This window comes from Duganella sp. BJB1802 (assembly GCF_013369445.1).
In the GTDB taxonomy this organism is placed as follows: domain Bacteria; phylum Pseudomonadota; class Gammaproteobacteria; order Burkholderiales; family Burkholderiaceae_D; genus Rugamonas; species Rugamonas vulcania_A.
The window spans coordinates 128987-142348 of record NZ_JABWEF010000019.1; the positions used below are offsets into that span (position 1 = coordinate 128987).

Annotated in this window: 14 protein-coding genes; 13 read left to right on the forward strand and 1 reads right to left on the reverse strand. The window is 62.5% G+C overall.

Translation table 11 applies throughout. The features are described 5' to 3' along the window. Positions 1–334 precede the first annotated feature (334 nt). The 12 genes from HUX88_RS25640 to HUX88_RS25695 all read left to right on the forward strand — a co-directional run bounded on the left by HUX88_RS25640 (position 335) and on the right by HUX88_RS25695 (position 12077). Complete coding sequence (locus HUX88_RS25640; RefSeq protein ID WP_117011680.1) at positions 335–994, forward strand: energy transducer TonB; 660 nt, start codon at positions 335–337, stop codon at positions 992–994. Between the two features lie 86 nt (positions 995–1080). Next, positions 1081–1986 (forward strand): MotA/TolQ/ExbB proton channel family protein, encoded by a 906-nt coding sequence (locus tag HUX88_RS25645; RefSeq protein WP_199538690.1) that lies wholly within the window; start codon positions 1081–1083, stop codon positions 1984–1986. A 6-nt stretch (positions 1987–1992) separates the two neighbouring features. After that, on the forward strand, positions 1993–2421 hold the full coding sequence (locus HUX88_RS25650; protein ID WP_117011681.1) for a biopolymer transporter ExbD: 429 nt from the start codon (positions 1993–1995) through the stop codon (positions 2419–2421). Positions 2422–2480: 59 nt separating this feature from the next. Then, positions 2481–2912: a biopolymer transporter ExbD gene (locus HUX88_RS25655; RefSeq protein ID WP_217916450.1), complete on the forward strand. Its 432-nt coding sequence runs from the start codon at positions 2481–2483 to the stop codon at positions 2910–2912. A 107-nt stretch (positions 2913–3019) separates the two neighbouring features. After that, entirely contained in the window at positions 3020–4207 is a 1188-nt protein-coding gene (locus HUX88_RS25660) for a tetratricopeptide repeat protein (RefSeq protein ID WP_117011683.1), read from the forward strand. A 163-nt stretch (positions 4208–4370) separates the two neighbouring features. Beyond that, a complete protein-coding gene (locus HUX88_RS25665) occupies positions 4371–5354 on the forward strand; it encodes a bifunctional riboflavin kinase/FAD synthetase (RefSeq protein ID WP_176363604.1) in 984 nt (327 codons plus the stop codon). Positions 5355–5418: 64 nt separating this feature from the next. After that, complete coding sequence (ileS, locus tag HUX88_RS25670; RefSeq protein WP_176363605.1) at positions 5419–8286, forward strand: isoleucine--tRNA ligase; 2868 nt, start codon at positions 5419–5421, stop codon at positions 8284–8286. Between the two features lie 64 nt (positions 8287–8350). Then, positions 8351–8854 (forward strand): signal peptidase II, encoded by a 504-nt coding sequence (lspA, locus tag HUX88_RS25675; RefSeq protein ID WP_117011686.1) that lies wholly within the window; start codon positions 8351–8353, stop codon positions 8852–8854. Positions 8855–8872: 18 nt separating this feature from the next. Continuing rightward, a complete protein-coding gene (gene coaBC, locus HUX88_RS25680) occupies positions 8873–10096 on the forward strand; it encodes a bifunctional phosphopantothenoylcysteine decarboxylase/phosphopantothenate--cysteine ligase CoaBC (RefSeq protein ID WP_176363621.1) in 1224 nt (407 codons plus the stop codon). Next, on the forward strand, positions 10097–10546 hold the full coding sequence (dut, locus tag HUX88_RS25685; RefSeq protein ID WP_008451445.1) for a dUTP diphosphatase: 450 nt from the start codon (positions 10097–10099) through the stop codon (positions 10544–10546). It abuts the gene before it with no gap. A 22-nt stretch (positions 10547–10568) separates the two neighbouring features. Then, positions 10569–11669, forward strand: a complete 1101-nt coding sequence (locus HUX88_RS25690; protein WP_176363606.1) for a M48 family metallopeptidase — start codon at positions 10569–10571, stop codon at positions 11667–11669. Between the two features lie 54 nt (positions 11670–11723). Beyond that, positions 11724–12077: a surface-adhesin E family protein gene (locus HUX88_RS25695; protein ID WP_229219548.1), complete on the forward strand. Its 354-nt coding sequence runs from the start codon at positions 11724–11726 to the stop codon at positions 12075–12077. Here HUX88_RS25695 and HUX88_RS33030 read toward each other — a convergent pair whose 3' ends face one another. After that, the gene (locus tag HUX88_RS33030; RefSeq protein WP_008451449.1) at positions 12078–12209 is read right to left on the reverse strand and encodes a hypothetical protein; all 132 of its coding nucleotides are present in this window, start codon (positions 12207–12209) and stop codon (positions 12078–12080) included. Between the two features lie 43 nt (positions 12210–12252). On the opposite strand from HUX88_RS33030, the gene HUX88_RS25700 reads away from it, so the two are divergent. Continuing rightward, complete coding sequence (locus HUX88_RS25700) at positions 12253–13275, forward strand: XdhC family protein (RefSeq protein ID WP_117011690.1); 1023 nt, start codon at positions 12253–12255, stop codon at positions 13273–13275. Positions 13276–13362 lie beyond the last annotated feature (87 nt).

Consider the following 13362-nt stretch of genomic DNA (forward strand, 5'->3'; position numbering starts at 1 on the left):
AAACATTTACGACCAAATTATCAATTGTTCGTAGTAAAATTACGTGCATAATATTCCGTTTTTGGGCTTAAGGGAAAACTAAGTAATGTCGTGGTGCGTCTCGCCCCAAAATTGCGCCGGAGAGTCTTGCATATTGAGCTAGAACGGTGCAAAGAGAGCGCTATCACATAGGAAAACCCTATGAAATTTAACCGGTTTTAGGGATGAAAATTCTATGTAAAATCAAGAATTCGTATGTATAATTCGCCGACGTCCCGGATGCGGCTGTTGTTTTGTGTCGCCATTTTGGGGTTTAAGTAGCAACAAAAAAGAGTTGGTATTGGAGAAAGCAGGCATGAATTTCACGCACAACGAGAAAAGCACCGGGAAGAACTTTACAGGCATTACCATTGTCGTTTTGTTGCACCTCCTGGTTGCTTATGGGATCGTGACGGGCTTGGGTAAACGTCTGGTGAGCAAGATGATCGCACCAGTGGAGACCAAGATCATTGAGGAGGTCAAACCTCCTCCACCGAAAGAACTCCCACCGCCACCACCTCCGCCAGAGATGAAAGCGCCCCCACCGCCATTCATCCCGCCAGTTGAGGTGAACGTGCAGCAGCCTCCGCCGCCGCAAAACACGATCGCGAACGCGACCAACGTGAAGCCTGCGACGAACGAACTGCAAAAAGCGCCGCCAGCACCACCGGCAGCGCCACCAGGACCAGCCAAATCGGTGAACGTAGCTGCTGTGGCCGACTTCAGCACTTGCGCGAAACCGGAGTGGCCAAAATCCTCCCTGCGTAACGAAGAAACCGGTACGGTCACGTTATCGTTCTTGATTGGAACCGACGGCCATGTCGCCGATTCCAAGATCGTCAAATCCAGTGGCTTTAGGGACTTGGACAAGGCCGCGGTTAACGGCATCAGCAAATGCCGATTCAAACCGGGTCTGACCGACGGGAAACCGACGGAAGCGTGGATGCAGATGCAATACGTCTGGACGCTGGAGTAAAACCGAGGCGGCAGCATCGTCTCACTTAGTAATTTTCGTTGTCATTACGTTCAGCGATCTGATTATTTTATCAATTTGGAGGAAGCATGTTTAAGAATACCCGTTTGTCCGCTGTACTGGCCGCTGTGCTGTTTTCCGTGACCGCAGCCACCGCCCTGGTAAGCGCCCCAGCCTTCGCTGACGCGCCAGCCTCGGCCGCCGCTTCGGCACCAGCAGCCGCTCCAGCAGCGGATGCGGCAGCCGCACCAGCACCAGCAGCAGAAGCTCCAGCTGCCAAGGGCGGCAAAGAAGAAGTGGACAATCCATACGGCTTCGAAGCTGTCTGGAACGGTGGTTTCGTATCGCGCGGCACCCTGATCATCCTGTCGCTGATGTCGATGGGTTCGTGGTACATCATCATCACCAAGCTGATCGACCAGATGAAGATCTTCAAACAGTCGAAAGAAACCTCGGCCAAGTTCTGGAAAGCCTCGTCGATCGCCGCTGGTTCGGCAGCCCTGAAAGACGGCTCGCCATTCCGCTTCATCGCTGAAACCGGCACCAAGGCCACCGTGCACCACGACGGCGCCCTGCTGGAACAAATCGACCTGTCGACCTGGGTGACCATGTCGATCCAGCGCGCTGTTGACAAAGTTCAATCGCGTCTGCAAGACGGCCTGTCGTTCCTGGCAACCGTTGGTTCGACCGCACCGTTCATCGGTCTGTTCGGTACCGTTTGGGGTATTTACAATGCACTGATCGCCATCGGCATGTCGGGTAACGCATCGATCGACAAAGTTGCAGGTCCAGTGGGTGAAGCGCTGATCATGACCGCTTTCGGTCTGTTCGTGGCGGTTCCTGCCGTTCTGGGTTACAACTGGCTGGTGCGTCGTAACAAGTCGGCAATGGAAGACGTGCGTTCGTTCTCGGCCGACGTGCACTCGGTACTGATCTCGGGCGCGATGTCCACCAGCGAAGCTGGCCGTGCCGCCGGCGCTAAAAAGATTGGATAATTAATCATGTCGATGTCCGTAGGCTCCGATAGCGGAGACGAAGATCAAGTCATGTCAGAAATCAACACGACGCCCCTGGTGGACATCATGTTGGTTCTGCTGATTATCTTCCTGATCACGAGCCCGGTTGTTCTGAAGCTGATCAAAATCAAGCTGCCAGAAGAAGCCAACCAGGTTATTCAGACCAAGCCGGAAGATGTCAACATCGTTGTAAGCAAGGATGGCGACATCTACTGGAACCAGAAGAGGATGCGCGACGCGAATGACTTGTTCGACCATCTGAAGGTGGAAGCGGTCAAATTGCCTCAGCCGGAAGTGCACGTTCGTGGTGACCAAGAAACGCGCTACGAAGCAATCGGCAAGGTTATTTACACTACCCAGCGTGCTGGTATTCAGAAGGTCGGCTTCATCACCGAACCGCCTGACAAGGGTTAATCCCCTCTAGTGCATCGCAGGCCCGCAGTCGGGGCCTGCCCTTCTTAAAAGGAAACACCATGAGTATGAATGTCGGCTCCCCAGCCAGCGGTGGCGCGGACCCGGAACCAATGATGGAAATGAACATGACGCCCCTCATCGACGTGATGCTGGTGCTGATTATCATGATGATCATTACGATTCCAAAGGCCAACCATTCGGTCAACCTGAACATGCCGGTCGGCACCCCGCCGCCGCCAGTCAGGGAACCAGTGGTCATCACGATTGACGTCGACTTCGACGGTACGATTCTGTGGGATAACGCTGTCGTTCCCGACCGCGGCACCCTGGAAGCGAAACTGACCGACGTCGCGGCGCAACCAGACCAGCCGGAAGTGCATCTGCGTCCGAACAAGCTGGTCTCGTACAAAGTCGTGGCAGGCGTGATGGCTGCGGCCCAGCGTCTGGGCGTGACCAAGATTGGCCTGGTCGGCAACGAACAGTTCCAATAATCAGTTCTATGTTCAACGATAGGCAGGACCATTCCTGCCTATTTCGCATTTTGATGAAAGAAAACTTACCCATGACCAAGTTTCGTCTCGCTCATCTCGGCCTGGTAATGGCCGCTATTGGTTTTACTGCAGCAGCTCCTTTGGCAGGTTTTTCCTCGGTTGCCTACGCGGCCGACGCGGTGCGCGCTGAAATCGGCAAACCATTGCAAGAAGCACAGAAACTGGCTGCGGCAGGCAAGAATAAAGAAGCACTGGCTAAACTCAAGGAAGCCGATGCTGTCGGTGGCAAATCGCCCAACGAATCGTATCTGATCGAACGCACCCGCGCTTCGGCCGCTGTGGCCGCAGGCGACAACGACACGGCCGCAAGGGCCTTCGAAGCGGTCATCAACTCCGGCAAGCTGTCCGCTGCCGAACAACCAAAATTCACCCAGGCCCTGGCCGGTATCTACTACCGCGCCAAGGACTATCCAAAGGCCATCACCTGGATCCAGCGCTCGTTGAAGGACAATCCCAACGACGGCCAGATGCACGACCTGCTGATCCAGACCTACTACATCAGCGGCAAGCTCAACGAAGCTGCCAAGGAACTGCAATCGTCGAAGGCCGGTTCGGAATCGTCGCTGCAGATGCTGGCCAACATCCAGCTCAAGCAGAACGACAAGGAAGGCTATGTCCAGACCCTGGAAAAACTGGCCGGTTCCTATCCGAAGACCAGCTACTGGGCCGACCTGCTGAACCGCGTGTCGGGCAAGCCAGGCTTCTCGTCGACGCTGTCGCTGGACGTGCTGCGCCTGCGCCTGGCCAACGGCTTGCTGGCCAAGCCGGGCGAGTACATGGAAATGTCCCAGCTGGCACTGCAAGCGGGTAATCCTGCCGAAGCGATCAAGATCATCGACCAGGGCTACAAGAAAGGCGCGCTGGGCACCGGCTCCGACGCCGCCCGCCACCAGCGTCTGAAAGACCTGGCCGCCAAGACCCAGACCGAGTTCGACACCAAGCAGCCCGCGCTGGAAGCCGAAGCCGTCAAGGCCAAGGACGCCGACGCGCTGGCCAACATGGGCTACGCCCTGGTTTCCGCAGGCAAGGCCGACAAGGGCCTGGCGCTGCTGGACCAGGCTGTGAAGCTGGGCACCGCGAAGAATCCTGAAGCGGTCAAGCTGCACCAGGGTATCGCCCAGTTCATCGCCGGCAAGAAGCCTGCCGCGCTGGCCACCCTGAAAACGGTCAAAGGCAAGGACGGCACCGCCGACCTGGCCCGCTACTGGACCCTGAACATCAACCACCCGATGTAATCCGGCGGTTTCGATGCGCAAAAGCGCTGTCCGGCTCCGCGCCGGCCAGCGCTTTTTTTATGCCCTGGCCCCGCATTTCCCTCCGCATTTCCCGCTATAACTGTCGGCTACGGCAAACAAACCGTATAATCCTTCATTTAGCGACAGTTTCCACCAGATTCCCATGAAGGTATTTCGCGGTCTACCCAATGCAGCGGCGCGCGCGCCGTGCGCGCTCACGATCGGCAATTTCGACGGCGTCCACCTCGGCCACCAGGCCTTGCTGGGCCGCGTGCGCGCAGCCGCCACCAGCCTCGGGCTGGAAGGCGCCGTGATGACCTTCGAGCCGCATCCGCGCGAATTCTTCGCCCAGAAGGCCGGCGACCTGTCCAAAGCCCCGCCCCGCATCGCCAACCTGCGCGACAAGCTGCAATCGCTGTCCGACAACGGCATCGACCGCGTCATCGTCGAGCACTTCTCAGCCCATTTCGCCGCGCTCACGCCGCAGGAATTCACCGAAAAGGTGCTGGTCGAAGGCCTGCACGTCAAATGGCTGATGGTCGGCGACGACTTCTGCTACGGCGCCCGCCGCGCCGGCAACGTGCAGATGCTGCAGGAAGCGGGCAAGCACTACGGCTTCCACGTCGAGACCCTGCCCACCGTGATGAACGGCAGCACCCGCATCTCCTCCTCCGCCGTGCGCGCCGCGCTGGCCGAGGGCGACTTCGCGCATGCCGAGGCGCTGCTGGGCCATCCCTACGCCATCTCCGGCCACGTGATCCACGGCCAGAAGCTGGGCCGCACGCTGGGCTTCCCCACGCTGAACCTGCGCGTGCCGCACCGCCCCGCGCTGGCCGGCATCTTCATCGTGCAGGTGCACGGCTTGGCCGAGCGCCCGCTGCCGGCCGTGGCCAGCCTGGGCGTGCGCCCCACCGTCGACGACAGCGGCCGCGTGCTGCTGGAGGTGCACGTGTTCGACTTCGCCCAAAGCTGCTACGGCAAACAGGTGCGCGTCGAATTCCTTCACAAGATCCGCGACGAGGAAAAATACGTCGACCTGCCGACGCTGACCGCCGCCATCCACCGCGATGCCGACATCGCCCGCGAGTATTTTGCACAATGCGTCAAGGAACGCGAAGGCGCCATCACGGCCACCGACCGAATTTAACCGCGCGACCAGCTACGCGCGCCGGCTACATAGAACACCCCGAATAAAATCACTGAAGATAACCATGTCCGATAACAAATCCGCAAAGAAGCCTGAAAGTAAATACCCGGTCAACATGACCGAAACCCCGTTCCCGATGCGCGGCGATATGGCCAAGCGCGAACCCAACTGGGTCAAGGAATGGCAGGACAAGAAAATCTACGAGCGCGTGCGCAAGGCCGCCGCCGGCCGTCCTAAATTCATCCTGCACGACGGCCCGCCGTACGCCAACGGCGACATCCACATCGGCCACGCCGTCAACAAGATCCTCAAGGACATGGTGGTCAAGGCCCGCGGCATGGCCGGCTACGACGCGCCCTACGTGCCGGGCTGGGATTGCCACGGCATGCCGATCGAGATCCAGATCGAAAAACTGTACGGCAAAAACCTGCCGACCGCCGAAGTGCTGACCAAGGCCCGCGCCTACGCCTACGAGCAGGTCGACCGCCAGCGCAAGGACTTCATCCGCCTGGGCGTGCTGGGCGAATGGCAGAACCCCTACCTGACCATGAACTACTCGAACGAGGCCGACGAACTGCGCGCCCTCGGCCAGCTGCTGGAGAAGGGCTACGTCTACCGCGGCCTGAAGCCGGTCAACTGGTGCTTCGACTGCCAGTCCGCCCTGGCCGAAGCCGAAGTGGAATACCAGGACAAGCGCGACCCGGCCATCGACGTCGGCTTCAAGTTCGCCGAATTCGACAAGCTGGCCACGGCCTTCGGCATGGACAAGCTGCCGACCGAGAACGGCTTCATCGTCATCTGGACCACCACCCCGTGGACCATCCCGTCCAACCAGGCGCTGAACGTCAACGCCGAAGTGATCTACTCGCTGGTGCAGACCGAGCGTGACGGCCAGCCCTTGCTGCTGATCCTGGCGCAGGACCTGGTCGAAGCCTGCCTGGCGCGCTACAAGCTCGAAGGCACCACCATCGCCACCTGCCACGGCGCGGCGCTGGGCGGCATCAGCTTCCGCCACCCGCTGCATGCCTCGGACGCCTTCTTCGACCGCCTGTCGCCGATGTACCTGGCCGAATACGTGACCACCGAAAGCGGCACCGGCGTGGTGCACTCGGCACCAGCGTATGGCCTGGACGACTTCATCTCCTGCCGCGCGCACGGCATGAAGGACGAGAACATCCTGACCCCGGTCATGGGCGACGGCAAATTCGCCGCCTCGCTGCCGCTGTTCGGCGGCATGACGATCTGGGAAGCGTCCAAGCCGATCTGCGCCGCCCTGAAGGAAGCGGGCGCGCTGTTCGAAGTGAAGATGTTCGACCACAGCTACATGCACTGCTGGCGCCACAAGACGCCGATCATCTACCGCGCCACCTCGCAGTGGTTCGCCGGCATGGATGTGAAGCCGAAGGACGGCGGCCACACGCTGCGCGAAACCGCGCTCAAAGGCATCGACGAAACCAAGTTCTTCCCGGACTGGGGCAAGGCGCGCCTGCACGGCATGATCGCCAACCGTCCCGACTGGACCCTGTCGCGCCAGCGCCAGTGGGGCGTGCCGATGGCCTTCGTGGTCCACAAGGAGACCGGCGCGCTGCATCCGCGCACCCCGGAACTGCTGGAGCAAGTCGCAAAGCTGATCGAAAAGAGCGGCATCGACGCCTGGCTGGCGTTGGACCTGAAGGACCTGATCGGCGACGAGGCGTCGGCCTACGAAAAGAACAAGGACACGCTGGACGTCTGGTTCGATTCCGGCTCGACCCACCAGACCGTGCTGCGCGGCTCTCATAAGGAGCAATCGGCCTTCCCGGCCGACCTGTACCTGGAAGGTTCGGACCAGCACCGCGGCTGGTTCCACTCCTCGCTGCTGACGTCCTCGATGCTGAACGGCGCCCCGCCGTACAAGGCGCTGCTGACCCACGGCTTCGTGGTCGACGGCGAAGGCAAGAAGATGTCCAAGTCGATCGGCAACACCATCGCGCCGCAGGACGTGTGGAACAAGCTGGGCGCCGACATGCTGCGCCTGTGGGTCGCCACCACCGACTACACCGGCGAGCTGTCGATCTCCGACGAGATCCTCAAGCGCGTCACCGAAGCGTATCGCCGTATTCGCAACACGCTGCGCTTCCTGCTGGCCAACCTGTCGGACTTCGACGCCGCCAGGGACGCGGTGGCGATCGACGACATGCTGGAGATCGACCGCTACGCCGTCGCCAACATGGCCGCGCTGCAGGCGGAAATCGCCGAGCACTACATGCAGTATGAATTCCAGCCGGTGTACTCCAAGCTGCAGAACTTCTGCTCGGAAGACCTGGGCGGCTTCTACCTGGACGTGCTCAAGGACCGCCTGTACACCACGGCCGTCACCTCGCACGCGCGCCGCTCGGCGCAGACCGCGCTATGGCACATCACGCAAAGCCTGCTGCGCGTGATGGCGCCGGCGCTGTCGTTCACGGCGGAAGAGGCATGGGCGATCTTCGCCGGCGAAGAGGCCTACAAGGCCAGCGACGAAACCATCTTCACGCAGACCTGGTGGAAGCTGCCGGAAGCGTCCGACGCCGCCGCGCTGCTGGCCAAGTACACGGCCCTGCGCGCGGTCCGCAACGACGTCACCAAGCAGCTCGAAGACGTACGCACCTCGGGCGCGATCGGCTCCTCGCTGCAGGCGGAACTGACCATCAAGGCCGCCGGCGACAAGTACCAGCTGCTGGCCAGCCTGGACGACGACCTGAAGTTCGTCTTCATCACCTCTGCCGCCAAGGCGGTGCAGGTGGCGAGCGAGGCGGAGGAAGCGGTCGAAGTGGCCGCATCCACGGCCGAGAAGTGCGAACGCTGCTGGCACTACCGCGCCGATGTCGGCTCGCATGCAGACCATCCGACCCTGTGCGGCCGTTGCCACAGCAATCTGTTCGGTGCGGGCGAAAAACGCAAGTTCGCTTAATATGAGGGCCGCCGTTCCCCACCGGGAGCGGCGGCGCCGTCGCCACGAACCACTCTGAAATTTTATGGCCACCAAAAAAATCTTTCCGACCAAATCCTCGGGCAGCCTCACGCCCTGGCTGGGCATTGCCGCCATCGTCGTCCTGTTCGACCAGCTGTCCAAGATCACCATCACCAAGACCTTCCAGCTCGGCGAAGAGAAAGTCATCACCTCCTTCTTCAACCTGGTGCTGGCCTATAACAAGGGCGCGGCGTTCAGCTTCCTGCAGAACAGCGGCGGGTGGCAGCGCTACTTCTTCACCGCCATCGCCCTGTGCGCCGCGGCGTGGATCATCGTGCTGCTGAAAAAGCACGGCAGCCAGCGCATGTTCTCGTGGGCGCTGTCGCTGATCCTGGGCGGCGCCATCGGCAACGTCATCGACCGCATCCTGTACGGCCACGTGGTCGACTTCCTCGATTTCCACTGGAACGGATTGGGCCACTTCCCGGCGTTCAACGTCGCCGATTCGGCCATCTGCATCGGCGCGGCGCTGTTCATCCTCGATGAGCTGCGCCGGGTGAACCGCTAACTGGGACAGCACATCATGATGGAATTGACCGGCAAGAAAATCGTCCTCGGCCTGTCCGGCGGCGTGGCCTGCTACAAGGCGGCGGAACTGTGCCGCGCGCTGACCAAGGCCGGCGCCTCGGTGCAGGTGGTGATGACCGACGCCGCCACCCACTTCATCACCGCCGTCACCATGCAGGCGCTGTCCGGCAACAAGGTGTTCAGCAGCCAGTGGGATCCGCGCGTCGACAACAACATGGCCCACATCGACGTCACCCGCGACGCCGACGCCATCCTGGTCGCGCCCTGCTCGGCGGACTTCATGTACAAGCTGGCGCACGGCGTCTGCGACGACCTGCTGTCGACCATGTGCCTGGCGCGTCCGCGCCTGGTGCCGCTGCTGGTGGCGCCGGCCATGAACGTCGAGATGTGGCAGAACCCCGCCACCCAGCGCAACGCACAGCAGCTGCGCGACGACGGCATCGTGCTGTTCGGCCCCGCCTCCGGCGACCAGGCCTGCGGCGAAGTGGGCATGGGCCGCATGCTGGAACCGGCGCAGCTGCTCGAAGAGCTGATCGCGTCGTTCCAGCCCAAGGTCCTGGCGGGCAAGCGCATCCTGATCACCGCCGGCCCGACCTTCGAGCCGATCGACCCGGTGCGCGGCATCACCAATCTGTCCTCGGGCAAGATGGGCTACGCCGTGGCGCGCGCCGCGCGCGAAGCCGGCGCCGAGGTGGTGCTGGTGTCCGGCCCGACCGCGCTGCCGGCGCCGTTCGGCGTCCAGCGCATCAACGTGCAAAGCGCGCTGCAGATGCACGACGCGGTCATGGCCAATGTCGACCACCAGCACATCTTCATCGCCGTGGCGGCGGTGGCCGACTGGCGCGTCTCCAACTCCAGCGAGCAGAAACTGAAGAAGAACCCGGACGGCTCGGTGCCGGACCTGAAGTTCGAACAGAACCCGGACATCCTAGCCAGCGTCGCCGCCCGCACCACGCTGGCCGGCTATCCGTACTGCGTGGGCTTCGCCGCCGAATCGGAGAACCTGATCCAGTTCGGCGCCGACAAGCGCGAGAAAAAAGGCATCCCCCTGCTAGTGGGGAATATCGGCCACCACACCTTCGGCCAGGACGACAACACCATCATCCTGTTCGATGAAAACGGCCACACCATTTTGCCGCGCGCCGACAAGCTCACGCTGGCGCGCCAACTGATTTCCGAGATCTCGAAACGGATCTCCCAGCACTCCTTATTTGCCAAGTAAATGAAAAACATCGACGTCAAAATCCTCGACCCGCGCATGAAAGACCAGATGCCGGCCTACGCCACGCCAGGTTCCGCCGGCCTCGATCTGCGCGCCTGCATCGACGCGCCCATGGTCATCGAAGCCGGACAGACCGTGCTGATTCCAACCGGCCTGGCGATCCACGTCGCCGATCCGGGCTACGCCGCCATGATCCTGCCGCGCAGCGGCATGGGCCACAAAAACGGCATCGTGCTGGGGAATCTGGTAGGCTTGATCGACTCCGACTACCAGGGCCAGTTGATGATCTCGACCTGGAACCGCGGCCACAGCGCCTTCACGCTGAACCCGATGGAACGCCTGGCGCAGCTGATCATCGTGCCGGTGCTGCAGGTGGGCTTCAACGTGGTCGAGGAATTCGGCGACAGCGAGCGCGGTGAAGGCGGTTTTGGCAGCACCGGCAAACACTAACAAAAACAGACGGAGACACCGGATGGTCCAGCAGACGAACAAGATCAACAAACTCGCCGCATTGTCCCTGCTGGCGGCGGCCGCGCTGCTGCCGGCCTGCTCGTCCTTCAAGTCCAAGCCGGCGCCCGCCCCCGCCGAACCGGTGGTGGCGCGCGTCATCAACGAGGAACCGCCGGTGGTCACCGCCAAGATGGCCGCCGCGCGCGAGGCCCTGAGCCAGATGGTGGCGCTGCAGGACCGCCTGTACCGCATCGCCGGCCCGCTGTTGATCAACAACGCGGACCTGTGCCGCACGCAGGCGCGCAACCTGCTCGGCTTCACCGCCAAGAACAAATACTCCTACACCGGCGAATTCGTCGACGCCGCGCAGGCGGTGCTGAACTACGGCGACCGCCTGGAAGTGGCCAGCGTGCTGGCCGGCAGCGGCGCCGCGCGCGCCGGCCTGCGCCAGGGCGACGGCCTGGTCGCCGCCGAGGGCAAGACCCTGCCCACCGGCCAAAACGCCGAGACGGCGGCCGCCGGCATTCTCGGCCCGCTGGTCTCCGGCCACCAGTCGCTCAACCTGATCGTCGCGCGCGACGGCCGCAACCAGGCGCTCAATGTGCCGGTCACGCGCGCCTGCGCCTTCAAGATCGACATCGGCAATTCGGACAACATCAACGCCTACTCCGACGGCCAGCGCGTGCTGATCACGCGCGGCATGGTCAACTTCGCGCAGAGCGACGAAGCCATCGCCTACGTGCTGGCCAAGGACATCGCCCACAATGTGCTGGGCCACGCGGCCACCACCCGCTCGGCCTACACGGTCGGCGGCATCATCGACAACCTGGTGTCGGTGCGTCCCGACCTGACCATGCTGATCACCACCGGCGGCGTCAAGCCCATGCCGCAGGAGCTCGACGCGGCGGCCGACTACCTGTCGCTGTACATGGTGGCGCGCGCCGGCTATAGCCTGGACCACGCCCACGCCTTCTGGCAGCGCCTGGCCGGCCAATATCCGGCCACGGTGCTGAACGGGTATACTGCCATCCACCCCGCCGTCCACTATCGCCTGTCGGTGATCGACAAGACCATCGCCGAAATCAAAGGCAAGCAGGCGGCCAAGAAACCGCTGGTGCCATAACCCTGAGAGACCGCCATGAACAAACCGGGCCTGTTAGCAATCATCTTGATACTGATGTGTAGCTGGGCCCAGGCGGCGAAGTGGGCCCGGGTGAAGGGCGATGGCGCCGGCGTCTTCTACATCGACAAGGCCAGCATCATCAAGGCCGACAAGACGCGCAAGGCCTGGTCCATGCGCAGCTTCGGCAAGGCGCAAACCACGCCCGAGGGCCGGCCCTACCGCTCGGTCAAGGCGCTGCACCTGTACTCCTGCGAAGACCGCACCACCGTGCTGCTGTCGCAGGTGTTCTACCCCGAGGCCATGGGCAAGGGCGAGCCGGTCGAAAACTACAAATACGAGAAGTTCAACCCGGAAGACATCGTGCCGGACAGCCCGTTCGACAACGCGCTGTCGGCGATCTGCAAGTAGCTAGTTCGGGAAGTTGGGGAACACGTTCCCCATCAGCCAGGTCAGGCCCGCGCATGCCAGCACGGCGAGTATCAGCACGATCAACAGGCGGCCGAATTTGGGCGAGCCGTCGTCTTCCTTGGGAGTGGTCATGGCAGTTCCTGCAAGCTTTAGAGAGCCGTAGTATATTCCATCCATGGACAGCATCGATCTCGAAGTACTCAAAACCAGCGCAGCGTGGATCGCCGCCGGGCGCCGCTGCGAACTGATCACCGTCATCAAGACCTGGGGCTCCAGTCCCCGCCCGGTGGGCGCCACGCTGGCCATCTGCGAGGACGGCACGGTGATCGGCTCCGTCTCCGGCGGCTGCATCGAGGACGACCTGATCGCCCGCGTGCGCGACGAGGGCATACGCCGCACCACGCCGGAAATCGTCAGCTACGGCATCACCGCCGACGAGGCCCACCGCTTCGGCCTGCCCTGCGGCGGCACCATCGAGCTGGCGATCGAGCCGCTGTCGGCGCGCAGCCGCGTCGCCGAGCTGCTGGAACGGCTGGAGGCGCACGAACTGGTGCAGCGCCGGCTGGACCTGCGCTCCGGCGAGGTCGAACTGTCCAAGGCCCCGCCGGGCGCGCAGATGCAGGTCAGCGAGCGCGCCATGGTCAGCCTGCACGGCCCGCGCTGGCGGCTGCTGATCATCGGCGCCGGCCAGCTGTCGCGCTTCCTGGCGCAGATCGCCACCGCCATGGACTACCACGTCATCGTCTGCGACCCGCGCGAGGAATACCGCGCCGGCTGGCAGGTCGACGGCGTGCAGCTGGTGCACGAGATGCCGGACGATGTCGTGCTGGCGCTGAAGCTGGACCGCCGCAGCGCCGTCGTCGCGCTGACCCACGACCCCAAGCTGGACGACCTGGCGCTGATGGAGGCCTTGAAGTCGGACGCGTTCTACGTCGGCGCCATCGGCTCGCGCCTGAACAACGGCAAGCGCCGCGAGCGGCTGCTGGAGTTCGACCTGACGCGCGAGCAACTGGCGCGCTTGCACGGGCCGATCGGCCTGTACATCGGCAGCAAGACGCCGTCCGAAATCGCCATCTCGATCCTGGCCGAGATGACCGCGATTAAGAACGGCGTGCCGGCCGCGATGCTGGTTCCGCACGCGGCCACGCCGACCGCGCCCGGCGAGAGCGCGTGCGCGGTGGACCTGGGCGCCGCGTAAAGAAGCGCAAGAACGGACAATTCAAAAGCAAGAACCGGCTAGCCCACCGCCCCCGGGTACGGGACAATAGCGCACCATCCAACCACT

Coding starts and splice junctions, on each gene's coding strand:
- HUX88_RS25640 (WP_117011680.1), top strand. CDS start 335: ATGAATTTCACGCACAACGAGAAAAGCACCGGGAAGAACTTTACAGGC.
- HUX88_RS25645 (WP_199538690.1), top strand. CDS start 1,081: ATGTTTAAGAATACCCGTTTGTCCGCTGTACTGGCCGCTGTGCTGTTT.
- HUX88_RS25650 (WP_117011681.1), top strand. CDS start 1,993: ATGTCGATGTCCGTAGGCTCCGATAGCGGAGACGAAGATCAAGTCATG.
- HUX88_RS25655 (WP_217916450.1), top strand. CDS start 2,481: ATGAGTATGAATGTCGGCTCCCCAGCCAGCGGTGGCGCGGACCCGGAA.
- HUX88_RS25660 (WP_117011683.1), top strand. CDS start 3,020: ATGGCCGCTATTGGTTTTACTGCAGCAGCTCCTTTGGCAGGTTTTTCC.
- HUX88_RS25665 (WP_176363604.1), top strand. CDS start 4,371: ATGAAGGTATTTCGCGGTCTACCCAATGCAGCGGCGCGCGCGCCGTGC.
- ileS (WP_176363605.1), top strand. CDS start 5,419: ATGTCCGATAACAAATCCGCAAAGAAGCCTGAAAGTAAATACCCGGTC.
- lspA (WP_117011686.1), top strand. CDS start 8,351: ATGGCCACCAAAAAAATCTTTCCGACCAAATCCTCGGGCAGCCTCACG.
- coaBC (WP_176363621.1), top strand. CDS start 8,873: ATGGAATTGACCGGCAAGAAAATCGTCCTCGGCCTGTCCGGCGGCGTG.
- dut (WP_008451445.1), top strand. CDS start 10,097: ATGAAAAACATCGACGTCAAAATCCTCGACCCGCGCATGAAAGACCAG.
- HUX88_RS25690 (WP_176363606.1), top strand. CDS start 10,569: ATGGTCCAGCAGACGAACAAGATCAACAAACTCGCCGCATTGTCCCTG.
- HUX88_RS25695 (WP_229219548.1), top strand. CDS start 11,724: ATGTGTAGCTGGGCCCAGGCGGCGAAGTGGGCCCGGGTGAAGGGCGAT.
- HUX88_RS33030 (WP_008451449.1), bottom strand. CDS start 12,209: ATGACCACTCCCAAGGAAGACGACGGCTCGCCCAAATTCGGCCGCCTG.
- HUX88_RS25700 (WP_117011690.1), top strand. CDS start 12,253: ATGGACAGCATCGATCTCGAAGTACTCAAAACCAGCGCAGCGTGGATC.